The sequence below is a fragment of the Pseudomonas sp. AC193 genome, assembly GCF_979258075.1.
On record NZ_OZ409832.1, the window covers coordinates 78,897 to 102,057 of the forward strand.

Genomic DNA, 23,161 nt, shown 5'->3' on the forward strand with positions numbered 1-23,161 from the left:
TGGGGCTTCAGCCCGCGGCTTTGGCCGTCAGGTGTTCGCGGCAATAATCGGCAAACAACTGCGCCGGTTTAGTCAGTTGCCCACGCTTGAGCCACGCGGCCACCAGACCCGACCCGGTGACGTCCTCGGCAATCTCCACGCACACCACTTTCTTGCCATCGTAGGTGCATTCGGAGTGAGGTTTGGTCACCAGAATCGAAAAACCAAACCCCTGACCGACCATCCCGCGCACCATCTCGATCGACGGCGAGCTGAATTCGATGCGCGGCGTCAGACCCAACTCTTCAAACAGGCTGACGAAGTAGGTTCGACTCGGTTGTACATCCAGTAAAATCATCGGTTCCAGGCATAAATCCCTCAGCGAAACCTGTTTGTATTCGGCGAAGCGGTGGTCGGCGGGCAGCAGCGCGTAAGGCCGTTGCGCCGGCATCAACGGCTCGGTCTGAATAGTCGCATCGAGGTCGTGTTCGTAGAGGATGGCCAGATCAAACGCACCGGCGGTCAGACCTTGCACCAGCTCTTGCTGCTCACCATCACGAATGCGGATTTTCACTCCCGGATACAGTGCGGAAAACCCGGCGATCAATTGCGGCAGGTACAGCGGCGCGACGGTTTCGAAGCAGCCGATATCGATTTGTCCCGCGACAATGTCGTTGTCGGCCAGTGCGTTCTGTTCGAACTCCTTGGCCATGCGCAGCAGTTCTTGTGCCTTGCGGAAAAACCGCGCGCCGCTGGGCGTCAGTGACACGCCTTGGGCGTGATGACGGATCAGCAGTTGCACGCCGAAGCTGTCTTCCAGACCTTTGATCGCGGTGGAAATCGCCGGTTGCGCGATGTACAGCTTGCGCGAGGCTTCGGCAACGCTGCCGCATTCGACGGTGGTGATGAAGTATTTCAACTGACGCAAATTGTAGGCGGCCACGGCAAACCTCAGGACGAGCGGACTCGACTTCAAAGCAATTTGTGCGCCGCCACGTCCATGGCGCGACGATGTTTTTATCCTTCAACCATAGCCACCTGCGCAGCGATTGGGGGAAGTCATTGCCCAGTGTTTTTATTGCCTGCGAAGATATTTTTACTATTTTTAGCCCGCACGGGCCTGAGCGACCATCGATTCACAATAACGTCTCAGGAGCATCCGTCGTGTTCGAGCTTGCAGAGTGGCAGCGCCGTGCCGTTGCGTTGAATTTTCCCGATCAAGCCGTGATCGACGGCCAACATTGCGCCGCGCAGTCGGGGCAGACCTTCGCCGCAATCAATCCGGCGACCGGGCAGTGCCTGGCGAATGTTGCTGCGTGTGGCGAGGAGGATGTCGACGCAGCCGTGCGCAATGCGCGGCAAGTGTTTGAGGCGGGCACCTGGTCGCAACGCCCGCCTGCCGAGCGCAAGCAAGTGTTGCTGCGCTTGGCGGATTTGCTGATGACCCATCGCGAAGAACTGGCCTTGCTCGACTCGCTGAACATGGGCAAACCGGTGATGGACGCCTACAACATCGACGTGCCGGGCGCCGCCGGGGTGTTCCGTTGGTACGCCGAAGCCATCGACAAGCTCTACGACCAAGTCGCGCCCAGTGGGCCGAATGTATTGGCAACGATTACTCGCGAGGCGCTCGGTGTGGTTGCGGCGGTAGTGCCGTGGAATTTCCCGTTGGACATGGCCGCGTGGAAACTCGCCCCGGCGTTGGCGGCGGGTAATTCGGTGATCTTAAAACCGGCGGAGCAGTCGCCGTTTTCGGCGTTGCGTCTGGGTGAGCTGGCGCTGGAAGCAGGGTTGCCGGCGGGTGTGCTCAACGTGTTGCCGGGTCTTGGCGAGCAGACTGGCAGGGCGTTGGGTTTGCACGCGGACGTCGATTGTCTGGTGTTCACCGGCTCGACCCAGGTCGGCAAATATTTCATGGAATATTCCGCGCAGTCGAACCTCAAGCAGGTGTGGCTGGAGTGCGGCGGCAAGAGCGCCAATCTGGTGTTCGCCGATTGCCAGGATCTCGATCTGGCGGCGGAAAAAGCCGCGTTCGGGATCTTCTTCAATCAGGGCGAAGTCTGCTCGGCCAACTCGCGGTTGCTGGTGGAGCGTTCGATTCATGATGAGTTTGTTGAACGGCTGAAAGCGCAGGCTGAACGTTGGTTGCCGGGCGATCCGCTGGATCCGCAGAGCAGCGCGGGGGCGATTGTCGATAGCAAGCAGACGGCGAGCATTATGGGTTTTATTCGCAGTGCCGAGCAGTCTGGGGCGACGCGGATTTGTGGCGGGCAGCAGCGGCGGTTTAACGGGTCGGACAATTTTATTGAGCCGACGATTTTTACCGGTGTGACGGCGGATATGCCGCTGTTTCGTGAAGAGGTGTTTGGCCCGGTGTTGGCGGTGGTGCCGTTTGACACTGAGGAAGAGGCGCTGCGCTTGGCCAATGACAGTGTTTACGGATTGGCTGCTTCGTTGTGGACGGATGACCTCAACCGCGCACATCGCGTGGCGCGGCAGTTGCGCGCGGGCACGGTGTCGGTGAATACCGTTGATGCGCTGGATGTGACGGTGCCGTTTGGCGGCGGTAAACAGTCGGGGTTTGGTCGCGATTTGTCGCCGCATTCCTTCGATAAGTACACCCAACTGAAAACCACCTGGTTTCAGTTGCGCTGATACCGAGTCGACCCCTTCGCGAGCAGGCTCGCTCCCACACGGGATCTATGTCACACCGAAGATCCCCTGTAGGAGTGAGCCTGCTCGCGATAGCTGTCTTTCAGTTAATACATCTGTGTCTGACACCCCGCCATCGCGAGCAGGCTCACTCCTACAGGTTCAGTGGCGTCTACAAATCCAGGGTTCGCTCGAGATCATTGTGGGAGCGAGTCTGCTCGCGAATGCGGTGGGTCAGCCACCGAAAATCCCCGATCTGCACCCCCTTTGAGCATCCCCGCCAACACCGCCCCTTGGCAGTGCGCACTACCCAGTTTTTTCATCATTTGCAGCCAACAATTTCCTGATTTTCCTCACCGCGCACATGGGCCACCATCGATCTTGCCCGCCAGCCGAATGTTGTCTGCCCAAGCGTCCGCGAGAGACCAACGGTGGCAACTGCACAACGGCCGGCGACCGTACTGCCCATGACAAAACTAAATCAACAGCGTCGGGAGTGCTCCATGATCAAGTCCTTGTGTCTCCGTCTCACTCACCCTCTGGCAATCACCGCCCTTGCCGCTACGGTCGCAACCAGTGCGCAGGCCGGCACCCTGTCCATCGGCCATACCACGTGGGTCGGTTACGGCACGCTTTATCTGGCTCAGGATCTGGGCTACTTCAAGGAGAACGGGTTGACCGTCGAATTGCCAGTGGTCGAAGAGGCGTCGATGTACATGGCCGCGCAAGCGTCCGGGCAATTGTCCGGTTCGGCGTCGACCATCGATGAAGTGCTCAAGTACCGTCCGCAGTTTTGCTTCAAAGCGGTCGCGGCACTGGATGACAGCCATGGCGGCGACGGCGTGCTGGTCGGCAAAGACGTGAAGAGCCTGCAAGAACTCAAGGGCAAATCCGTGGCGGTCAACGAAGGTTCGACCTCGCAGTTCTGGCTCTCGTACCTGCTGAAAAAGAACGGCATGAGCATGAGCGACATCACCGTGCAGAACATGACCGCTGACGATGCCGCCACCGCGTTCATCGCCGGTCGCGTGCCCGCCGCCGTGACCTGGGAACCGCACCTGTCGATGGTGCGCGACAAGCAGCAGGGCAAGGTGCTGATCGACAGCAGCAGCACCCCCGGCGTGATCGTCGATGTGGTCGCGCTCAATTGCAGCGTGATCGACAAGCAACCGGAAGACGTCAAGGCGCTGGTCGCCGGTTTGTACAAAGCCGTGCAATACACCAAGGATCATCCGGAGGACGCCTACAAAATCATGGCCAAAGGCGTCGGCGGCTACCTCTCCGATCCGAAGGAACTGGCCGCCGCTGCGCAAGGCGTGCGTTTCTACGATCAGGCGATGAGCGAGAAACTGCTCGGCTCACCGGGCAAACCGGGCGACAGCGCGCCGCTGATCAAACTGGCCAACGAAACCGCCAGCGAATTGCAGGGCAAACCGTACAACGTCAGCAACGACGAGCTGGTCGACAACCGCTTCGTCACCCCGCTCTAGGAGGCCTGCAATGTTCAAGCGCAATTCGTGGCTGAGCCGCAGCCTCACGCCGAAAACCGCATTGCCGGTGCAAGTGGTGTGGAGCGCCAGCGCTCTGGCCTGGGTGTTGTTGGTCGGTCTATGGGCCGGACTTTCTTATGGCGGCATCGTGCCGGGAATGTTTTTGCCGACACCGGGCGCGGTGGTTGAAGCCGCCGTGCGCCTGAGCCGCGACGGCACGCTCGGCACACATGTGTGGGCGAGTGTCGAAGTGGTGATGGTCGGCTTCATCGTGTCGTCGTTGGTGGCGGTGCCGTTGGGGTTGCTGATGGGCAGCTTCCGTATCGTTCAGGCATTCCTTGAGCCGCTGGTGAACTTCATTCGTTACCTGCCGGTGACCTCGTTTGTGCCGCTGTTTATTTTGTGGATCGGCATCGGTCTGGAGCAGCGGGTTTCGGTGATTATTTTCGGCGTGTTCTTTCAGCAACTGGTGATGATCGCTGATGTGTCGAAGGGCATTTCCAAGGATCTGATCAACGCGTCCTACACCTTGGGCTCCAGCCGCCGCGATGCGGTGTTGCATGTGATCGCCCCGGCCTCGGTGCCGGGTGTGCTCGACACTTTGCGCGTGACCATGGGTTGGGCCTGGACGTATCTGGTGGTGGCTGAACTGGTCGCTGCGTCCAGCGGTTTGGGTTACTTGAGCCTGAAAGCCATGCGCGGTTTTCAGGTGGACGTGATTTTCCTCGCCATCGCGATCATCGGCCTGCTCGGTCTGGTCACCGATCAACTGTTCCGTTTTCTCCGACTGAGGGTTGCCGCATGGGCTCAGTGACTGCTGCCAATCATCGTTTTATCGAACCCGTTGCCACCCCTGCGCAAGCCGCGCCGCGTTTGCAGGTGGACAAGGTCAGCCTGCGTTACAAGAAGCCCGACGGCGGCACATTTAGCGCGCTGGAAGAGGTCTCGTTCGAAGTGCCGGATCAGCAGTTTGCGGTGCTGGTCGGGCCATCGGGTTGCGGTAAATCCAGCCTGCTGTATTTGACCGCAGGCCTGGCCGAACCGACCTCCGGCGAAATCTATGTTGGCGGCCAGCAAGTGCAGGGGCCAGGCGCCGATCGTGGGATGGTCTTTCAGAGTTACACGCTGTTCCCGTGGCTGACGGTGCGGCAGAACGTCGAGTTCGGGTTGAAACGTCGCGGCATGCCGGCGGCGCGGCGCAAGGAGATTGTTGATTACTACGTCAACGAAGTCGGTCTCGCCGGGTTCGCCGACAACTACGCCAAACAGCTGTCAGGCGGGATGATGCAGCGCGTGGCGATTGCCCGTGCACTGGCCAATGATCCGCAGATTCTGTTGATGGATGAACCGTTTGGTGCGCTGGACAGCCAGACGCGCTTGCAGATGCAGCAGTTGTTGCTGCGGGTCTGGGGCAACACGAAGAAGACTGTGTTGTTCGTCACCCATGACATCGATGAGGCGATTTTGCTCGGCGACCGGGTCTATGTGATGGGCGCGAAACCGGGGCGGATCAAACAGATTCTCGACGTGCCGATCGAACGCCCGCGTTCACTGGACATGGTGATGGAGCGCTCGTTTATCGACATGAAACGGCAGATCTTCGGGTTGCTGCATGACGACCTCGAAGAAGTGCATTGATCACCAATTCAACACGTCCCCCTGTGGGAGCGGGCTTGCTCGCGAATGCGGTGTGTCATTCAACTTTTGTGTGACTGATCCACCGTCTTCGCGAGCAAGCCCGCTCCCACAGGGATCTGTAGTGTGCCAATGATTTATGGAGTGGCAGGGAGCAGGAAGCGGGCGATTACTGGCAGGTGGTCGGAGATGCGCAACGTATCGTCCTGCCGCACCGTCGCTTCCACCCGTTTGATTTTCGGGCTGTAGAACAGGTAATCGACCGTGCGATCCGGGCCACTCAGGCCGGGGTCGTTGGGGTAGTGGGTCAGCCACTGCGCGCGGTCGATGCCGCTGGCTTCATTGTTATTCGGGATCATCGGGTACTTGTCCCACAGCAGATGCAGTTCGCTGTCGGCGGAGTAGGGCGTGCGTTGTTCGGCGGGCAGGCGCCGGTATTGTCCGAGCGGCAACAGATTGAAGTCGCCGCCGATGACCCACGGCAAACCCTGACTTTCGTACTTGTCGAGCACCTTGGTCATCGCTGTCACCTGCGCCTGCAAGGTGTCGTCCGGTTGGCTGGCGCGTTCCAGATGGGTGTTGAACACCGTCAGTTGCCCGCCATCGCTGAGCGGCAGTTTGGTCGCGAGCAAGGCATCTTTCGGTTGAAACTGACGGCTGATGAAATTGGCCGGGGCCACCGGCAGTTGCAGGCGTTCGGCGTGTTCGATGCGGTAGCGGCTGAGGGTTGCCAGTTGCCGGCCAACGCTGCCAAAGATGTGCGGATCGGGGACGAAATCGGCCTTCCAGTCAAAGGCATGGGCGCTGCACGGGTACAGATCGGAAACGCGCTCCTGCAACAGCTTGAGCTGGTTCTGGTAGTCGCTGGCCTTGGCGCCGTCATCGAGTTCCTGCAACAGCACCACATCGGGCTGTTCGTCGCGGATCACCCGCGCCACTTCGTCGAGGCTGAAGGCCATGTCTTCCGTGGTCGGCGCTTCATCGTTGCCTTGCGCCAGATCATTCCAGAACACGTAACGCTTGCCGGCCAGGTATTGCACATTCCAGGTCATGACTTTCAGGGCCTGGCCCGGCACCAGCGTCGGCGGCGTTCCGGTGCAACTGACCGGCAAGGTTTCGCGGGCGTCGGGGCGCCAGGTCAAGCTGTAGATCAGCCCGCCGACAAGGACGAGGGCGAGCAGGGCAAGCGCAACGGTGTAGCGCAGTAGGCGGGTCATGGCTCGGCTTATAGCGTTACAGAAAGTGGCCCCGAGCATACCTGACGGCAGGCGCGAAGCCCAAGGGCTGCCGTGTCAGACCGCTCTGTCACTTTTGTCAGGCGATTCGCTGATCAGCATGAAAAGCCGGAACAAGACCACACTGGTGAACAGTTGCAGGAAGCTGTGAGCGCTGTCGATCAACACGGCGATCGCCGGGTTCTGCGGCTCCGGATACACCGCCAGCGTCGCGCCTTTGAGCAGCCACAGCGGTGTCATGACACAGAGAATGCACAACAGAATCCGCCAGAAATGCCCACGGGTCAGGCGCAGACTTTCCTTCATCGCCTGCAACGGGCCGAGGCCGCGCAGCACCAGCAGGTACTCGCCGAACGCGAGCATCACCATCAACATCAGGCCCGGCAGGAAATACAGCGACAGGCCGAGCAGGATCAGCAAGGTGTTGAGTGCCGTGAGCAGGGCGAAACGCGGCCACAGACGCGCCGACATCGCTAGCAGATCCAGGGTGCGCGGCGACTCGCCACGGGTGCGCGCATCGAGAAACAAAATCAGGGCTGCGGTGTACAGCGGATACACCAGCAGGCCGACGACCACGCTGACCGAGGAGAAACTGTCCGGGTCGGTGTTGTGATCGACCACTTGTTGCAGCAGCGCTTCGAAGATCACCAACGGCAGGCACAGCTGCACGATGCTGGCCAAATGGCGTTTGAAGAAATACAGGGAGTCGCGCAGCACTTCGAAGGCATTCATCAGTCGGTATCGCAGGTCGAAAACAGTGGCTCACTTTAACCGATGCGGCGCGGGGCGACACAAACGTAAACATTCGGTAAAGGTCGTTGAAACATCCTGTCACTGTCTCCATTACAGGAGAGCACCTTGTCCACCGTGGACGAGGGCAACGTTATCCCCGGCAATCTACGAGGTCGCCATGAACAGCGAAGAGCAAACCCTGATCGATGGACTGTTTTCCCGGCTGCAACAGGCCGAAACGGAGGCAGCCCCGCGCGACGCCCAGGCCGAGACGCGGATCAAGGATCACCTGACACGCCAACCGGCGGCAGGTTATTTCATGACCCAGGCGATTCTGGTGCAAGAGGCTGCGCTGAAGAGCCTTGATGAGCAGAACAAGCAACTGACCCAGCAAGTCCAGCGTTTGCAGGCTGAATTGCAATCGGCCAAGGCGCAGAGTGCTGCGCCTGCTTCGAGCGGTGGCGGTGGTTTTCTGTCGAGTATCTTTGGTGGCAGCCCGCGTCCGGCGCCGACCCAGAGTGCAGCCCCATCGTCGACTGGCGGCTGGCGCGAACCGGCACCGCAGCAGAATTATGCGGCGCCCGCGCCACAACAGAATGTCGGTGCACCACCACCAAACTACGCGCAACAAGCGGCGCCGGCGGCCGGCAGCAGCTTCCTCGGCGGCGCCATGAAAACCGCCGCCGGTGTGGCGGGTGGCGTGATGCTGGCGCAAGGCATCAGCAGCTTGTTCCATCACAACCAGCAGCCGGAAGAAATCGTTGAAGTGATCAAGGAAGAGCCGGCGCAGGTGGCCGACCAGAGCAACAACGGCTGGGGCGATGATCAGCGCATGGCCGGCAACGATCAGGGCGGATTCACCGACACCGACTACAGCAACGACGACAGCTCATCGTTCTTCGATGATGACGATTCCTTCGTCTGACCCATCTCTAAACTTCACGCTAACTCTGTGGCGAGGGGATTTAGCGAAACGTCGCACCGCCCCGTTGGGCAGCGGAGCGGCCCCAGTTTTTGGGACTGCTCCACAGCCCATCGGGGAAAAATCCCCTCACCACATTCACCACTCGTCAGTAGCACCTCGGCGCCTGCCGGTGATTATTCGCTGAACCTTCCTCTTGGCTGGCATACTGAGCGCCTTTTTCGGGCCCCGCGCCTGATCCCGCTTCGTGCGCTTGCGCGCCCACAGGAACTCCGGTGAAAAAAATCGCAGTGTTCGCCGACGTGCAGAACCTCTACTACACCGTGCGTCAGGCCTATGGTTGCCATTTCAACTATGCCGCGCTGTGGGCCGATATCAGCAAGGACGGGCAGATCGTCGAGGCCTATGCCTACGCGATCGACCGTGGCGACAGCAAACAACAGCAGTTCCAGCAGATCCTGCGCAACCTCGGCTTCACCGTGAAGCTCAAGCCTTACATCCAGCGCAGCGACGGCTCGGCCAAAGGCGACTGGGACGTCGGCATCACCCTCGACATCATGGACGCCGCCGACCACGTCGACGAAATCGTCCTGGCCTCGGGTGACGGCGATTTCGACATGCTGCTCGAACGCATCATCAGCAAACACGGCGTGCAAGCGGTCGCCTATGGTGTGCCCGGCCTGACCGCCAATTCGCTGATCCGCGCCGCCAGCCGTTACGTGCCGATCGAAGGCGCACTGTTGCTCAAGAATTGATTTGAACGGAGTTGAACCCGGTTTGGAACGCATTGCAGTCATCGACTTTGAAACCACCGGCCTCTCGCCGAACAGCAGCTGTCGCGCCACGGAAATCGCCGTGGTCATGCTGGAAAACGGCCGCATCGTCGAGCGTTACCAGAGCCTGATGAACGCCGGAGTACGCGTCCCCGCGTTTATCGAACAACTGACCGGCATCAGCAACGCCATGCTGCGCACCGCACCGCCGGCTGAGCAGGTGATGAACGAGGTCAACGAGTTTGTCGGCTGCACGCCGCTGGTGGCGCACAACGCCTCGTTTGACCAGAAGTTCTGGGACTTCGAACTGGGGCGAATCAAGCGCACGCGGTTGCAGAATTTTGCCTGCTCGTTACTGCTGGCCCGACGCTTGATGCCGGCAGCGCCGAATCACAAGCTCGGCACGCTCACCACCTTCGCGCGCCTGCCGCACACGGGCCAGGCTCACCGGGCCATGGCCGATGCCGAGATGGCGGCCAACCTGATGGCCCATCTGGCTGAAGAATTGCGCGGCAAGCATGGCGTGCGCGAGCTATCGCACGACCTACTGTGCAAACTGCAGAAAGTCCCCGCCGCGAAAGTCAGCGAACACCTGCTGCGCTATCGCTAACCCCCAGCCCAACACGCAACCCCTGTGGGAGCGGGCTTGCTCGCGAATGCGGTGTGTCATTAACTTTTTTGTGACTGACCCACCGCATTCGCGAGCAAGCCCGCTCCCACATTTATTCGGTGTCGGCTTCTGAAAAGTGTACTGGCGTGTTTCGCTGGTTTTGTAACTTATTTTTGCCCGCCAGCCTTTCTAGAATATCCAATCCCAAGACTCTGACTGTCGAGCTGCTCATGTCCGCCCTGCGCCGTTTTTCCCTACCGTTGATCGCCGCTTTTTTTGCGCTGTACGTGATTTGGGGATCGACCTATCTGGTGATCCGCATCGGCGTTGAATACTGGCCGCCGTTGATGCTCGGTGGTGTGCGCTTCGTGATTGCGGGCACGTTGATGTACGCGTTCCTGCGTTGGCGTGGGGCGCCGGCGCCGACGTGGGCGCAGTGGAAAGCGGCGGGGATCATCGGGATTTTGTTGCTCAGTTTTGGTAACGGCGCGGTGAGTGTGGCCGAACACACCGGTGTGGCTTCGGGCGTGGCGGCATTGGCGGTGGCGACGGTGCCGTTGTTCACGTTGCTGTTTGGTTATTTCTGGGGCGCACGCAATACGCGTCTGGAATGGGCCGGGGTCGCGTTGGGGATTATCGGCATCGCCATGCTCAACATGGGCTCCAACCTGCAATCGAGTCCGCTGGGCGCGGCGTTGCTGATTTTTGCGGCGGCGACCTGGGCGTTCGGTTCGGTGTGGAGCAGACATTTGCCGTTGCCGCAGGGCGCGATGGCCAGTGCAGTGGAGATGTTGGTCGGCGGCGTGGTGCTGCTGATCGGTAGCGCGATGACCGGTGAACGCCTGCAAGCCGTGCCGCCGATGGAAGGCTGGCTGGCGCTGGCGTACTTGATTTTCTTCGGCTCGATCATCGCCTTCAATTCTTATATGTACCTGCTCAAGCACGTGCGTCCGGCGGCGGCGACCAGTTATGCCTACGTCAACCCTGCGGTGGCGGTGTTGCTCGGGATCGTGTTTGTCGGCGAGACCATCGGCATCGAAGAAGCGCTGGCGATGCTGGTGATCATCAGCGCCGTGGTGCTGATTGGTCTGCCGCAGTGGCGTCGTCCGGTGCAGCCGCCAGTCGTGGCGCCGACAGCCGTTCCCACAGAAACGCGTACGAATTAGGGTAAACTGCGCGGCATTGCATGCCTGCGTTATTTTTTCCTACGGTACTTCCATGACTTTCGCCACCCTTGGCCTGATCGAACCCTTGCTGCGCTCCCTCGAGAAGCTCGGCTACCAGACCCCGACGCCGGTTCAGGCGCAAGCCATTCCGGCCGTGCTGGCCGGTCGTGACCTGATGGCAGCGGCCCAGACCGGCACCGGCAAAACCGCCGGTTTCGCCTTGCCACTGCTGCAGTTGCTGGCCATGGAAGGGCCGAAAGTCGCCGCCAACTCGGTGCGCGCACTGATTCTGGTGCCGACCCGCGAGCTGGCCGAGCAGGTTCACGAAGCCGTGCGCCAGTACGCCGAAAACCTGCCGCTGCGCACGTACGCGGTGTACGGCGGCGTCAGCATCAATCCGCAAATGATGAAGCTGCGCGGCGGTGTTGACCTGCTGGTGGCGACGCCGGGCCGTCTGCTCGACCTGTTCCGTCAGAAGGCGCTGAAATTCAATCAGCTGCAAACCCTGGTGCTCGACGAAGCCGATCGCATGCTCGACCTAGGCTTCTCCGAAGAACTGTCGAACATCTACCGCGCACTGCCGAAGAAGCGTCAGACGCTGCTGTTCTCCGCGACCTTCTCCGACGACATCCGCCTGCTCGCCGGGCAGATGCTCGACGATCCGCTGACCGTTGAAGTCAGCCCGCGCAATGTCGCCGCCAACACCGTCAAGCAGTGGATCGTCACGGTCGACAAGAAGCGCAAGGCCGAACTGTTCGTGCACCTGATGCGCAAGAACAAGTGGAAGCAGGTGCTGGTGTTCGCCAAGACCCGCAACGGCGTTGATGCGCTGGTGGAAAAACTTCAGGGCCTCGGTGTGAACGCCGACGGTATCCACGGCGACAAGCCGCAGGCGACCCGTCAGCGTGCACTGGATCGGTTCAAGCTCAGTGAAGTGCAGATTCTGGTCGCGACCGACGTTGCTGCGCGGGGTCTGGATATTGAAGATTTGCCATTGGTGATCAATTTCGATCTGCCAATTGTGGCTGAGGATTACATCCACCGTATTGGCCGGACTGGCCGTGCAGGTGCGACCGGTGAGGCGATCTCGCTGGTGTGCGCGGATGAAGTGAACATGTTGTCGGCGATTGAAATGCTCACGCGCCAGACCTTGAAGCGTCAGAACGAGCCGGATTTCGAACCTGAGCACCGCGTGCCGGACACCGATGCCAGCGGTCAGGTGATCAAGAAGCCGAAAAAACCGAAGAAGCCGAAAGCTTCTGGCGGTGGCGGCAAGCGTAATCTGGGCAAGTGGGTGGACAGCGGCGAGACGCAGGCGCCGGAGCCTTCGGTCAAGCCTGTGCGTAAGGTGCCGGTGTTTAACACTGGGCCGCGTAAGCGTAAACCGTAGCTCCTGTAGGAGCTGCGGCACGCTGCGATCTTTTGATCTTGCTTTTGAAGATCAAAAGATCGCAGCCTCGTTTCACTCGTCAGCTCCTACAGAGGTAGGGGGTGTTTGAGCCATTGCAGTATCCCCAACCCTGCCGCTCGCCCGCTGGCAAAACACCCTGTCAGCAAATACCCACCCGTTGGCGCTTCCCAATCGAGCATCTCCCCCGCGCAGAAAACCCCCGGCAACGCCTTGAGCATCAAACGCTCATCCATCGCCTCAAACGTCACGCCGCCCGCACTGCTGATCGCTTCGTCCAACGGCCGCGTTTTCACCAGCGTCAGCGGCAACGCCTTGATCGCCCGCGCCAACAACGCCGGATCAGCGAAAGTCGCCGCATCCGTCAGCTCCCGCAGCAACGCCGCTTTCACCCCATCAATTCCGACCTGACTGTGCAGATGCTTGGCCATCGAGCGCGAACCGCGTGGTTTGCTCAACGCCGCCTGCAATTTATCCACAGGCCGGCCGGGCAGCAGATCGATGTGGATAACCGCCGCGCCGTATTGATTGATCGCCTCACGAATCGGCGCCGACAGCGCGTAAATCAAACTGCCCTCAATCCCGGTCGCAGTGATCACGCATTCGCCCAAGCGCGGAATGTCGTCGTTCAAACCAATGGCGATATTTTTCAACGGCGCGCCGGCGAATTTGCTGACCATCAATTCGCTCCAGGCCTGCACCTCAAAGCCACAATTACTCGGCTGCAACGGCGCAAGTCCTACACCGCGTTGCTCCAGCGCCAGCATCCATGCACCGTCGGAACCGAGGCGCGACCAGCTGCCGCCGCCGAGGGCGAGCAGGGTAGCGTCGGGGTTGACGGTGATTTCGCCTTCGGGGCTGTCGATGCGCAGTGCGCCGTGTTCATCCCAACCGAGCCAGCGATGGCGGGTGTGGATAACCACGCCGCTGTCGCGCAGGCGTTTGAGCCAGGCGCGAAGTAGTGGCGCGGCTTTCATGTCGGTGGGGAACACGCGGCCGGAACTGCCGATAAAGGTTTCGATGCCCAGATCGTGAATCCATGTGCACAACGCGTCGGCGTCGAAGTTGCGCAGCAGCGGGGCGATTTGCGGTGCGCGTTCGGCGTAGCGCGAGAGGAACGCCGGGTAGGCTTCGGAGTGGGTAATGTTCATGCCGCCGACGCCGGCGAGCAGGAATTTGCGGCCCACCGAGGGCATGCCGTCGTAAAGATCGACGCGGATTCCGGCCTGGCTCAGCACTTCGGCGGCCATCAGGCCGGCGGGGCCACCGCCGATGATGGCGACGTGAGCGGGGGAGGAGGCGGAATTCTGGGTCATGGCGTGCGCTGCGGTATGGCGGGATAAGGCGCGCATTCTAACAGCGCAGCTCTTTTGTAGGAGTGAGCCTGCTCGCGATAGCGGTGTGTCAGCCAAGTTAATGTTGAAGGTGCTGACGCTATCGCGAGCAGGCTCACTCCTACAGGATAGTGTTGGCTCAGAATGTTGGTTGAAAAATGATCAGTGCGCTGTAGGCCTTGGGCGGTATGGCCTGTAGGCCCTTTCACGCAGGTTATCCACAGGCAGTTCCACAGCGATTGTGGGTAACGCAGCACAGCTCAATGACAACCGTGTGACTGCCAGACTCGTTGCGCGCTGTGATGGAGGATGCCGTGGCGGCGGGCGAGGGCGTGGCGATCCTTGCTGTAGCCGCCACCAATCACGCCCATCACCGGAATGTCGCGACCCAGGCAATGGCGCATCACACTTTCATCACGGGCGGCGACGCCTGCGTCGGTCAGTTGCAAATAACCGAGGGCGTCGTCCTTGTGCACATCGACACCGGCGTCGTACAGCACCAGATCCGGTTGATACAGCGGCAGCAAATAGTTGAGCGTGTCATCGACCACTTTCAAATAGTCGGCATCGCCCATGCCTTTCGGCAGCGGTATGTCCCAGTCACTTTCCGCTTTGCGTGCAGGAAAATTCTTCTCGCAGTGCAGGGAAACGGTAATCGCCTCCGGCGTGTCGTGAAGAATCCGTGCCGTGCCGTCGCCCTGATGCACGTCGCAATCGAAGATCAGCACGCGATTCACCCGGCCACTTTGCAGCAGGTAATGGCTGATGATCGCCAGGTCATTGAAGATGCAGAAACCCGCCGGGTAATCGTAGTGCGCGTGATGCGTGCCGCCAGCCAGATGACAAGCCAAACCATGCTCCAAGGCCTTTTCCGCCGCCAGAATCGAACCGCCAACCGCGCGCACCGTGCGTCGCGCCAAGGCGTCGTTCCACGGCAGGCCGAGACGCCGTTGGTCTTCGCGGGACAACTCGCCGCTCATGTAGCGTTCGATATACGCACGGTCATGGGCGAGGGCGAGGATATCGTTGGGGCAGATGTCCGGGCGCAGCAGATCGGCATCGCGGGTCAGCCCGCTGTCGACCAGGTGATCGCGCAGCAAACGAAACTTGTCCATCGGAAAGCGGTGATCCGCCGGAAACTCGGGGCTGTAGTCTTCGTGGTAGATCAGCGGCAGTGGCATGGCGTATTCATGTAGGAAATGTCGGAAAGAGTGAAGGATCCTACCAGCGATGTAGACTTGCGGCATGGAAACGGAGGGGCACGATGGAGCCGATACTGGAACTGCAAAGCGCACGCTTGTTGATGCGCCAGTGGCAGGACGAAGATTTGCCGGCATTTGCGGCGATGTGTGCCGATCCTCAAGTCATGCGTTATTTTCCGGCAGCGTTGAGCCGACTGGAAAGCGCCTCGCTGATCGGGCGGATTCGCGGGCATTTTGCCGAACACGGTTTCGGCTTGTGGGCGCTAGAGCGCAAGGACAGTGGCGAATTTATCGGTTTCACCGGGCTCGGCGTGGTCGGTTTCGACGCGCCGTTTACTCCGGCGGTGGAAATCGGCTGGCGTCTGGCCAAGGAACATTGGGGGCTGGGCTATGCCAGCGAAGCGGCGTGGACGGCTCTGCGCTGCGGCTTTGACCGGATGGCCCTGAAAGAAATCGTCTCGTTCACCGCGCAAATCAATCTGCCGTCGGAGAAAGTCATGCAGGCGATTGGCATGCATCACGCCCCTGACGATGATTTCGATCACCCCAAGCTCGCCGTCGATCATCCGCTGCGCCGCCACGTGCTGTACCGCATCACGCGGGAGCAGTGGCTGGAAACCTTGCATGGATAAGCAGACACAGACGTTTACAATGGCGCGATAGTGGCTCGCGCCAGAACCTGAATCGACCGTCGCAGCCAAGACTGCACGGCATTGCTTTGTGTGAGGAGAGTCTGAATGAGCCAAGTGTTGGAAGATCTGGTCGACCTGCTGACCCTGGAACCGATCGAAGAAAACCTCTTCCGTGGCCGCAGCCAGGACTTGGGTTTCCGTCAGTTGTTCGGTGGTCAGGTGCTCGGTCAGTCGTTGTCGGCGGCCAGTCAGACGGTTGAAGAAGCGCGTCACGTGCATTCGATGCACGGTTATTTCCTGCGTCCGGGCGACGCCAAGTTGCCGGTGGTGTATTCGGTTGATCGCGTGCGTGACGGCGGCAGTTTCAGTACGCGCCGGGTGACCGCGATCCAGAAGGGCCATCCGATTTTCACCTGCAGCGCGTCGTTTCAGTACGACGAAGAAGGTTTTCAACACCAGAGCCAGATGCCGGTTGTGGTCGGCCCGGAAAATTTGCCGTCGGAACTGGAATTGTTCCAGCAACGTGCGCAACTGATCCCCGAGCACATGCGTGAAAAGCTGCTGTGCCCGAAACCGATCGAAGTGCGCCCGGTCACCGAAAAAGACCCGTACAACCCGCAACCGGCCGATCCGGTGAAGTACGTGTGGTTCCGTGCTGACGGTGCGTTGGCCGATATTCCGGCGCTGCACAAATATTTGCTGGCCTACGCGTCCGACTTCGGTCTGCTGACCACTTCGATGCTGCCCCACGGCAAATCGGTCTGGCAGAAAGACATGCAGGTCGCCAGCCTCGATCACGCGTTGTGGTTCCACAATGATCTGCGTGCCGATGACTGGCTGCTCTACGCGATGGACAGCCCGTGGGCCGGCAATTCCCGTGGTTTCTCCCGTGGCAGCGTGTACAACCGCGCCGGCCAACTGGTCGCTTCGGTGACGCAGGAAGGCTTGATTCGTCATCGCAAGGATTGGGCATGAGCCTGAAAGAGGTGAAGCACTGGGTGTTCGACATGGACGGCACGCTGACCGTGGCCGTGCATGATTTTGCGGCGATTCGCGTGGCGCTGGCGATTCCGCCGGAGGACGACATCCTCACGCATCTTGCGGCGCTACCGGCGGATGAAGCGGCGGCGAAACACGCGTGGTTGTTGGAGCATGAACGCGATCTGGCGCTGGGTTCGACCCCGGCCACCGGCGCGGTTGAGCTGGTGCGTGATCTGCATGCGCGCGGTTATCGCCTCGGCATTCTGACCCGCAATGCGCGGGAGCTGGCGCATGTGACGCTGGAAGCGATTGGCCTGGCTGACTGCTTTGCTGTCGAAGACGTTTTGGGCCGCGACGAAGCGCCGCCTAAGCCGCACCCGGGTGGGTTGCTGAAACTGGCAGACGCCTGGGACGTGCCGGCCAGCGAGATGGTGATGGTCGGTGATTACCGGTTTGATCTGGATTGCGGGAGAGCAGCAGGGGCGCGGACGGTGTTGGTGAATTTGCCGGATAACCCGTGGCCGGAGTTGGCGGATTGGCATGCGCGCGATTGTGTTGAGTTGCGGCGGATGCTTTTGGTCTGAGATTTTTGCTGTCTGAAAGGACGCTTTCGCGAGCAAGCTCGCTCCCACATTGGATCTGTGTAATGCACAAAATCTCTGTGCACTGAAGATCTAGTGTGGGAGCGGGCTTGCTCGCGAAGAGGCCAGACCCGCCACCCCAAAACTCACGGCTCAAACAGGGCTTTCTGCCCCTCCGGCGACGTCAGCATCCCATCGCCGTTATGCCCAACCCCCGGCACTTCAACCAGCCGCTGATTGATCCCTTCCGGGTGTCGGCGTAGCAAATAGCCGAAGTAAGATTTCCCACGCTCAAGACGGTACGCACCCTGCGCTTCCGCCGCGCAACTCTTGTCCAGCGCCGGGTGCTGCGGATCAATATCCTGCTGGCCCAGCATATAAATCACCTCGCGTTTGACGTAACTGCTTTCAAGCTGCAGCGGCGTTTGCCCACCGGCGTACACCGGCATGTCTGCCAGCCCATATTTCCAGCGATTGAAACCCGGGCACTTGGCGTGATCGAACGCCGCCGGCCGCTGTTCATTGAAATACGCATACGACGACGGATTCGCCACCACATAACGCAGACGAATGCCGTTGGCCTTCAGCGCCGGTTGATCCTTGGCCAGAAGGGCATAGCGCTGCACCACCTGGCCGCCGCCGGAGTGGCCGAAAATCACGATCTGCTTCACGTCGGGAAACTGTTTGCGATCGGTGATACGCGCGACGATTTCATCCAGTGCCGCGTAGGAACTCAACGGATTCGGCCCTGTGGATAAGCCGCCGCCCATCCATTCATTGCCTTGCCAACGCAGCAGCGTGGCGGGCAACGAGTACAGGGCGACATCGCTTTCATTGAGAAACTGCGGGGCGATCACCAGCGTGTGTGCGGTCTGTCCGGCCAGTTCGGCGGCGCTTTCGGCACTTTTGCGATAGGTCTCGGCGTTGCGCAAACGGCCATGAATGACGATCAGCACACGCTCGATTTTTTCCGGCGCCGGGCCAATGCCCACCGCCATTTCCCCGGCCTTGAGTTGCAAGCGACCGGGGCTGATCGCATCGACACCTGCGGCGTGCGCGGTGCTGCCAACGATCAGTAACGCCAAAAGCCATTTATGCATTTACAGGTTTTTCGCCGCGAAGGTGTCGCACTGGCCGACCTGGCCCTGCGCGAATCCGGTTTTAAACCAGCGCACCCTTTGCGCCGACGTGCCGTGGGTAAACGAGTCCGGCACCACACGGCCCTGACCCTGTTGTTGCAGGCGATCATCACCGATGGCGTTAGCCGCGTTCAAGGCTTCTTCGATGTCGCCCGGTTCCAGCCAGTTCAGACGTTTTTGCGCGTTGTAAGCCCAGACACCGGCGAGGCAATCGGCCTGCAATTCCTGACGCACCAGCAAACCGCCGTCGCCTTCCATCTGCCGACCTTGCTGGCGCGCTGTCTGAATTTTCGCCGAGACGCCGAGAAGCGTCTGCACATGGTGTCCGACTTCGTGCGCAATCACGTAGGCCTGAGCGAAATCGCCGGCCGCCTTGAAGCGTTGCGACATTTCCTGGAAGAACGCCATGTCCAGATAGACCTTCTGGTCGGCCGGGCAATAGAACGGGCCGGTGGCGGAGGTGGCCAGACCGCACGCCGAATTGACCCGGTTGCTGAACAGCACCAGGGTCGGATCCTTATATTGGCGACCGGCCTGCTGGAAAATCGAACCCCAGGTGTCTTCGGTATCACCGAGGATCGAGCGGACGAATTCAGCCTGCTCATCGTTGGCCGGCGGCGCCTGACGGGTCTGCGAAGTCGGTGCGGTCTGCGGGCTCGATTGCCCGGCGAGCTGGCCGAGGATCTGCATCGGATCCTGCCCGGTGATCCAGCCGATCCCGACGATCAGCAGAATCGCCCCCAGGCTCAGACCTTTGCCGCCACCAAAGCGCATGCCGCCACCGCCACCGCCTGCATCATCACCCCGGGCGTCGACGACGTTGTCACTGCGTCGGCCTTTTTTCCATAGCATGTGGGAATCCTCTGTTGTACGTGGTGATGAGTGTTGCTGGTGCACGACGGTGGCGCCAGTCCGGTCGTCAGACCATCGTGATCGACGCCGGTTCTAAAGCAGATGCCGATATCGCCAAGCTTACAACTGCGCGGCGTTGAAGGTATCGCACGCTTCGACGCGGCCGCTATCGAATCCTGCGCTGAACCAGGCACTGCGCTGTTGTGATGTGCCGTGGCTGAAGGTCTCGGGACGTACTGTCTGGTTTCGCGCACGTTGCAGCGCATCATCGCCGAGCACGCTGGCAGCATTCAGTGCTTCGTCAATATCGCCCGGTTCCAGCCACGCATGGCGTTGTTGCGCATGGTGAGCCCAGACCCCGGCCAGACAATCGGCCTGCAGTTCGGCGCGCACCTCCAGTCCTGAGTCGCCGGTCACAGGCTGACTGGCGGACAACGCGCTTTCAAACGGTGCGGACATACCCAGGGCAATTTGCACGTGGTGGCCGACTTCGTGGGCGAGGATGTAAGCCTGAGCGAAGTCACCGACCACCGAAAAGCGCTCGGCCATTTGTTCGAAGAACGCCGGATCCATGTAGATGTTTTGGTTGGTGGGGCAATAAAAGGGGCCGCTTGACGCACTGGCAAAGCCGCAGCCCGACGCGATGCCATCGCTGAACAGGGTCAATGTGGGCGCCGGGTAGTGTTGCCCGGTATTGGCAAATACCTGTTTCCAGGTGTCTTCGGTGTCGCCGAGTATCGATTCGATGAATTTGAGTTGGGGGTCGTCGACCGGCGCGATCTCCTGACTGATGGAAACCTCTGAAGCAGGCGTCTGCGGCGCGGTGTTGTAGCTCGAATAGAGCGCCACGCCTGTCAGTGCGGCGGCGGCCAGCCCGGCGCCGAGTTTTTTCCCTGTCAGTGTGCGGGCGTCCTTGCCCTCTCGCGTGTCGTTGACGTTGTCGCTGCGTCTTGCCTTGTTCCATAGCATGGTGCGGTCTCTCATAGGTTGATGGGGCGTTTTCGCCTCGCCTATGAATAACCGCACAGCTCAGGTTGTGCAGGGCAGATGTGTAAGAGCGCGTAAGACCGATCCTGCAACTGGCGTCTCGAACCGGGCAAACGCTGTTTTCCTACTCACTGATCAAACGCGTCCCACACCGGCGCGAAGTCCGGACTGACCTGACGTTCGCGCTTCGACAGACTGGCAATCAGCGCCCGGTCTTCATCGTCGAGATTGACCTCAAGTGCCGCGAGATTGGCCAGTTGATTGGCTTTGCTGCTCGCCTTGGGAATCGCTGCAACGTTGACTTGATCGAGCAGCCATTTCAGCGCGACCTGCGTCGGCAGCACGCCATGCTTGGCGGCGATCTGCTGGATCTCGGCAATGTGTGAAACCTTGTTACGCGCCAGCGGTGTGTAGGCTGTCAGCGCCAGATTGTGTTGGCGAGCGTAGTCGAGCAGGGCGTTTTGTCCGAGCAGGACGTGGTACTCGACCTGAATGGCTGACAGATCGATGCCGTATTCCTCGACCACTGTGCGCAGCAGCGGCAGCGGAAAATTCGCCACACCGATATTGCGCGCCAGCCCTTGTTCCTTGAACGAGGCCAACGTCTCGAGGGTGCGCGGCAAGTCCCAATCGGTGGTGGGCCAGTGCAGCATGAACAGGTCGACGTAGTCGCTGCGCAAGGCCTTGAGGCTGCGATCCAGGGAGTGGCGCATGGCGTCGGGTTGCAGCTGATCCCACCAGACCTTGGTGGTGACGTGAATCTGCTCGCGCGGTGTCGGCGTATTCGACAAGGCTTGTCCGACCGCGTCCTCATTGTTGTAGGCCGCAGCCGTGTCGATGTGTCGATAACCGAGTTCCAGCGCTTGCTCCACGGCCTGGGTGCATTCGTCGCCGAGCATCGGCCACGTGCCGAGACCGAGTTTCGGCATGTTCAAACCCTGGGCATTAACGATGTGCTGCATGGTCGATCTCCTGTTCGAAAGCAGTGATGCCGGCGATGTGGCGAGCGGCGATGTAGCCGAACGTCAGCGCCGGGCCGAGGTTGATTCCGCCCGCCGGGTAGTGGCCGCCCATGATGCTGGCCATGTCGCCGCCCGCTGCGTAGAGCCCGGCGATAGGGTGTTGGTTGGCGTCGAGCACTTGCGCGTGTGGGTTGACCTTGAGCCCGGCAAAAGTGCCGAAGCATCCCGGTTGTACTTTCACGGCGTAGAACGGGCCGGTTTCTATTGGGGCAACGCAGGGGTTAGGAAGGTTCGCCGGATCGCCCTGTTTGCGGTTGTAGGGCGTTGCGCCGCGCCCGAATTGCGGGTCTTCGCCGTTGTGGGCATGGCGGTTGTAGTCGTCGAGGGTTTGGCGCAAACCGCTCGAGTCGATGGCGCAAGCGTTGGCTAATTCCTCAACGGTGTTACCGGTTTTCAGATAACCACTGCGGATAAATTCTGACAACGGGACCGGAAACGGCCGTGACATGCCGAGGCCATAGCGGCGCTGAAAGGCGTGGGTGCAGATCAGCCATGAGGCGACTTCTTCACCTGGTGGCGCCGCGTTAACCATGGCGCTGACGTAGTCGAAGTAACCATTCGCTTCATTGACGAAACGCTGGCCGTTGCTGAGTACGCCGATGATGCCGGGTTTGCCGCGCTCGATGATGTGTGGGAAATGGCCGATGCTGCCGTCGGAATGAGGCACTTGCGAGACGGGTGCCCACGCGACGGGGGACGCAACGTCGGTGTTGACCCGCGCGCCGACGCTTTCGCCCAGCCGCAAGCCATCACCATTCACGGCTAGCGGCGGCAACGCCCAATGTTCGTGGCCGGTGGGAGTGCGCGGGAACAGGGCTTTGCGCCGTTCGATGTCGTTGGCGAAACCACCTGCTGCGAGTACCACGGCTTTGCGTGCGTGGATGCGGATCGGGCCTTTGCTGCTGTTGATCACTGCACCGCAAACGCGGTTTTCGTCACGCAGCAACTCAGTCACCGGCGCCGATTCCCACAGCAACACGCCAAGGTCTTCGGCCGATTTCGCCAGTCGCGCGACCAGTGCCACGCCATTGACCAGTTGCAGCGCGCGGCCATGCGTCGCGAGGTCAAACAGGTGCCGGGTGAAACGTCGCGTCACGTGCCATGCGGCTTTCAATGAGCGGGTCAGATTGAGGAATGCCGAGAGATCCGCGCCCGCCATGATCGGCATGCCCATGAAGGACGTTTCGCGCATGGTCGTACGAAGTCGCTTGAGCAAGCGTCCGACCTTGCGCCCGTTGTAGGGCGCGGCAATCACTGAGCGCCCGCCGGTGCCCGCGCCCGGGGTGTCGCCATGGATGTCGGCAATCGCGTTGCCGTCGGCGAATTGCAGCGCGGTGTGTTGCTCGAAAAACGCGACCATATTTGGCCCGGCTTCGAGGAAGGCATCGATCATCGCCGGGTCAAAATGCTCGCCCAGTTCATGGCGCAAATAGGTGCGCGGTTGTTCGACGTCTTCGATGATGCCGGCGCGTCGGGCCAGCGGATTGCACGGCACCCACGCCCAGCCACCCGACCATGCGGTGGCGCCGCCGAATACCGAATCCTTTTCGACGACGATGACCTTCAGGCCATGCCACGCAGCAGTGACGGCTGCCGACAATCCGGCGGCGCCGGAGCCGACGATCAAAACGTCGCAGTCGATAGCGGGAAGTTCGGCAGGCATCAAACAAGGCTCCAGCGCAGAATTGTTTTTGGAATTCGATTCCAGAAAATAACCATTGCTGCCGTCGGCCTACAAGCCTCGATACGACAAATCGGGCGGTTATCGAACAGCCGGTTCCAGATTTCGCTTTACCGCTGTTGTCTTCTAGAATCGGCGAAATTTCATT

At 60.5% G+C, this 23,161-nt stretch carries 22 protein-coding genes; 12 read left to right on the plus strand and 10 right to left on the minus strand.

The window, feature by feature from the left end; genetic code table 11:
- Window positions 1-7: 7 nt before the first annotated feature.
- Window positions 8-922 carry a LysR family transcriptional regulator gene (locus tag ACZZ0D_RS00370; protein WP_212545762.1) on the minus strand — a complete coding sequence of 305 codons (915 nt, stop codon included), beginning with the start codon at window positions 920-922 and terminating at the stop codon, window positions 8-10.
- Between the two features lie 221 nt (window positions 923-1,143).
- Between ACZZ0D_RS00370 and ACZZ0D_RS00375 the strand changes: the two genes are divergently transcribed.
- From ACZZ0D_RS00375 to ACZZ0D_RS00390, 4 genes are all read left to right on the plus strand, one after another.
- Window positions 1,144-2,634 (plus strand): aldehyde dehydrogenase, encoded by a 1,491-nt coding sequence (locus tag ACZZ0D_RS00375; RefSeq protein WP_463552205.1) that lies wholly within the window; start codon window positions 1,144-1,146, stop codon window positions 2,632-2,634.
- A 500-nt stretch (window positions 2,635-3,134) separates the two neighbouring features.
- Entirely contained in the window at window positions 3,135-4,121 is a 987-nt protein-coding gene (locus ACZZ0D_RS00380) for an ABC transporter substrate-binding protein (protein ID WP_463552206.1), read from the plus strand.
- Window positions 4,122-4,131: 10 nt separating this feature from the next.
- Window positions 4,132-4,935, plus strand: a complete 804-nt coding sequence (locus ACZZ0D_RS00385) for an ABC transporter permease (protein ID WP_008081110.1) — start codon at window positions 4,132-4,134, stop codon at window positions 4,933-4,935.
- Entirely contained in the window at window positions 4,923-5,759 is an 837-nt protein-coding gene (locus ACZZ0D_RS00390; protein WP_463552207.1) for an ABC transporter ATP-binding protein, read from the plus strand. The genes ACZZ0D_RS00385 and ACZZ0D_RS00390 overlap by 13 nt, the downstream gene beginning before the upstream one ends.
- A gap of 134 nt (window positions 5,760-5,893) precedes the next feature.
- Here ACZZ0D_RS00390 and ACZZ0D_RS00395 read toward each other — a convergent pair whose 3' ends face one another.
- A complete protein-coding gene (locus ACZZ0D_RS00395) occupies window positions 5,894-6,973 on the minus strand; it encodes an endonuclease/exonuclease/phosphatase family protein (protein ID WP_463552208.1) in 1,080 nt (359 codons plus the stop codon).
- A gap of 75 nt (window positions 6,974-7,048) precedes the next feature.
- Window positions 7,049-7,723, minus strand: coding sequence for a YciC family protein (locus ACZZ0D_RS00400; protein ID WP_212545766.1), 675 nt, complete (start codon window positions 7,721-7,723; stop codon window positions 7,049-7,051).
- A gap of 178 nt (window positions 7,724-7,901) precedes the next feature.
- Here ACZZ0D_RS00400 and ACZZ0D_RS00405 point away from each other — a divergent pair, with 178 nt between their 5' ends.
- The 5 genes from ACZZ0D_RS00405 (at window position 7,902) to ACZZ0D_RS00425 (ending at window position 12,584) form a co-directional block, all read left to right on the plus strand.
- Window positions 7,902-8,648: a DUF2076 domain-containing protein gene (locus ACZZ0D_RS00405; RefSeq protein ID WP_463552209.1), complete on the plus strand. Its 747-nt coding sequence runs from the start codon at window positions 7,902-7,904 to the stop codon at window positions 8,646-8,648.
- 272 nt (window positions 8,649-8,920) lie between these two features.
- Window positions 8,921-9,400, plus strand: coding sequence for a LabA-like NYN domain-containing protein (locus ACZZ0D_RS00410; protein WP_007949802.1), 480 nt, complete (start codon window positions 8,921-8,923; stop codon window positions 9,398-9,400).
- A gap of 22 nt (window positions 9,401-9,422) precedes the next feature.
- The gene (locus ACZZ0D_RS00415) at window positions 9,423-10,028 is read left to right on the plus strand and encodes a 3'-5' exonuclease (protein ID WP_401242662.1); all 606 of its coding nucleotides are present in this window, start codon (window positions 9,423-9,425) and stop codon (window positions 10,026-10,028) included.
- 230 nt (window positions 10,029-10,258) lie between these two features.
- Window positions 10,259-11,194, plus strand: a complete 936-nt coding sequence (gene yedA, locus ACZZ0D_RS00420) for a drug/metabolite exporter YedA (RefSeq protein ID WP_212550835.1) — start codon at window positions 10,259-10,261, stop codon at window positions 11,192-11,194.
- A 52-nt stretch (window positions 11,195-11,246) separates the two neighbouring features.
- Window positions 11,247-12,584: a DEAD/DEAH box helicase gene (locus ACZZ0D_RS00425; RefSeq protein WP_007909704.1), complete on the plus strand. Its 1,338-nt coding sequence runs from the start codon at window positions 11,247-11,249 to the stop codon at window positions 12,582-12,584.
- Between the two features lie 86 nt (window positions 12,585-12,670).
- On the opposite strand, the gene ACZZ0D_RS00430 is transcribed toward ACZZ0D_RS00425, so the two are convergent.
- Window positions 12,671-13,918 (minus strand): TIGR03862 family flavoprotein, encoded by a 1,248-nt coding sequence (locus ACZZ0D_RS00430; RefSeq protein WP_463552210.1) that lies wholly within the window; start codon window positions 13,916-13,918, stop codon window positions 12,671-12,673.
- Window positions 13,919-14,196: 278 nt separating this feature from the next.
- Window positions 14,197-15,117: a histone deacetylase family protein gene (locus tag ACZZ0D_RS00435; protein WP_463552211.1), complete on the minus strand. Its 921-nt coding sequence runs from the start codon at window positions 15,115-15,117 to the stop codon at window positions 14,197-14,199.
- Window positions 15,118-15,200: 83 nt separating this feature from the next.
- Between ACZZ0D_RS00435 and ACZZ0D_RS00440 the strand changes: the two genes are divergently transcribed.
- The 3 genes from ACZZ0D_RS00440 to ACZZ0D_RS00450 all read left to right on the plus strand — a co-directional run bounded on the left by ACZZ0D_RS00440 (window position 15,201) and on the right by ACZZ0D_RS00450 (window position 17,335).
- Window positions 15,201-15,770, plus strand: a complete 570-nt coding sequence (locus ACZZ0D_RS00440; protein WP_053124084.1) for a GNAT family N-acetyltransferase — start codon at window positions 15,201-15,203, stop codon at window positions 15,768-15,770.
- Between the two features lie 105 nt (window positions 15,771-15,875).
- Window positions 15,876-16,745 (plus strand): acyl-CoA thioesterase II, encoded by an 870-nt coding sequence (tesB, locus tag ACZZ0D_RS00445; protein ID WP_053124082.1) that lies wholly within the window; start codon window positions 15,876-15,878, stop codon window positions 16,743-16,745.
- Window positions 16,742-17,335, plus strand: a complete 594-nt coding sequence (locus ACZZ0D_RS00450; protein ID WP_463552212.1) for an HAD family hydrolase — start codon at window positions 16,742-16,744, stop codon at window positions 17,333-17,335. The genes tesB and ACZZ0D_RS00450 overlap by 4 nt, the downstream gene beginning before the upstream one ends.
- 143 nt (window positions 17,336-17,478) lie before the next feature.
- Here the strand turns inward: ACZZ0D_RS00450 and ACZZ0D_RS00455 are convergent, their stop codons facing one another.
- The 5 genes from ACZZ0D_RS00455 to ACZZ0D_RS00475 all read right to left on the minus strand — a co-directional run bounded on the left by ACZZ0D_RS00455 (window position 17,479) and on the right by ACZZ0D_RS00475 (window position 22,995).
- Complete coding sequence (locus ACZZ0D_RS00455) at window positions 17,479-18,432, minus strand: alpha/beta hydrolase family protein (protein ID WP_463552213.1); 954 nt, start codon at window positions 18,430-18,432, stop codon at window positions 17,479-17,481.
- Window positions 18,433-19,323, minus strand: a complete 891-nt coding sequence (gene ypfJ, locus ACZZ0D_RS00460; protein WP_463552214.1) for a KPN_02809 family neutral zinc metallopeptidase — start codon at window positions 19,321-19,323, stop codon at window positions 18,433-18,435.
- A 120-nt stretch (window positions 19,324-19,443) separates the two neighbouring features.
- On the minus strand, window positions 19,444-20,292 hold the full coding sequence (gene ypfJ / locus ACZZ0D_RS00465) for a KPN_02809 family neutral zinc metallopeptidase (protein ID WP_463552215.1): 849 nt from the start codon (window positions 20,290-20,292) through the stop codon (window positions 19,444-19,446).
- Window positions 20,293-20,438: 146 nt separating this feature from the next.
- Window positions 20,439-21,272 (minus strand): aldo/keto reductase, encoded by an 834-nt coding sequence (locus ACZZ0D_RS00470; RefSeq protein ID WP_463552216.1) that lies wholly within the window; start codon window positions 21,270-21,272, stop codon window positions 20,439-20,441.
- Window positions 21,256-22,995 carry an FAD-dependent oxidoreductase gene (locus tag ACZZ0D_RS00475; RefSeq protein ID WP_463552217.1) on the minus strand — a complete coding sequence of 580 codons (1,740 nt, stop codon included), beginning with the start codon at window positions 22,993-22,995 and terminating at the stop codon, window positions 21,256-21,258. The genes ACZZ0D_RS00470 and ACZZ0D_RS00475 overlap by 17 nt, the downstream gene beginning before the upstream one ends.
- Between the last annotated feature and the right edge of the window lie 166 nt (window positions 22,996-23,161).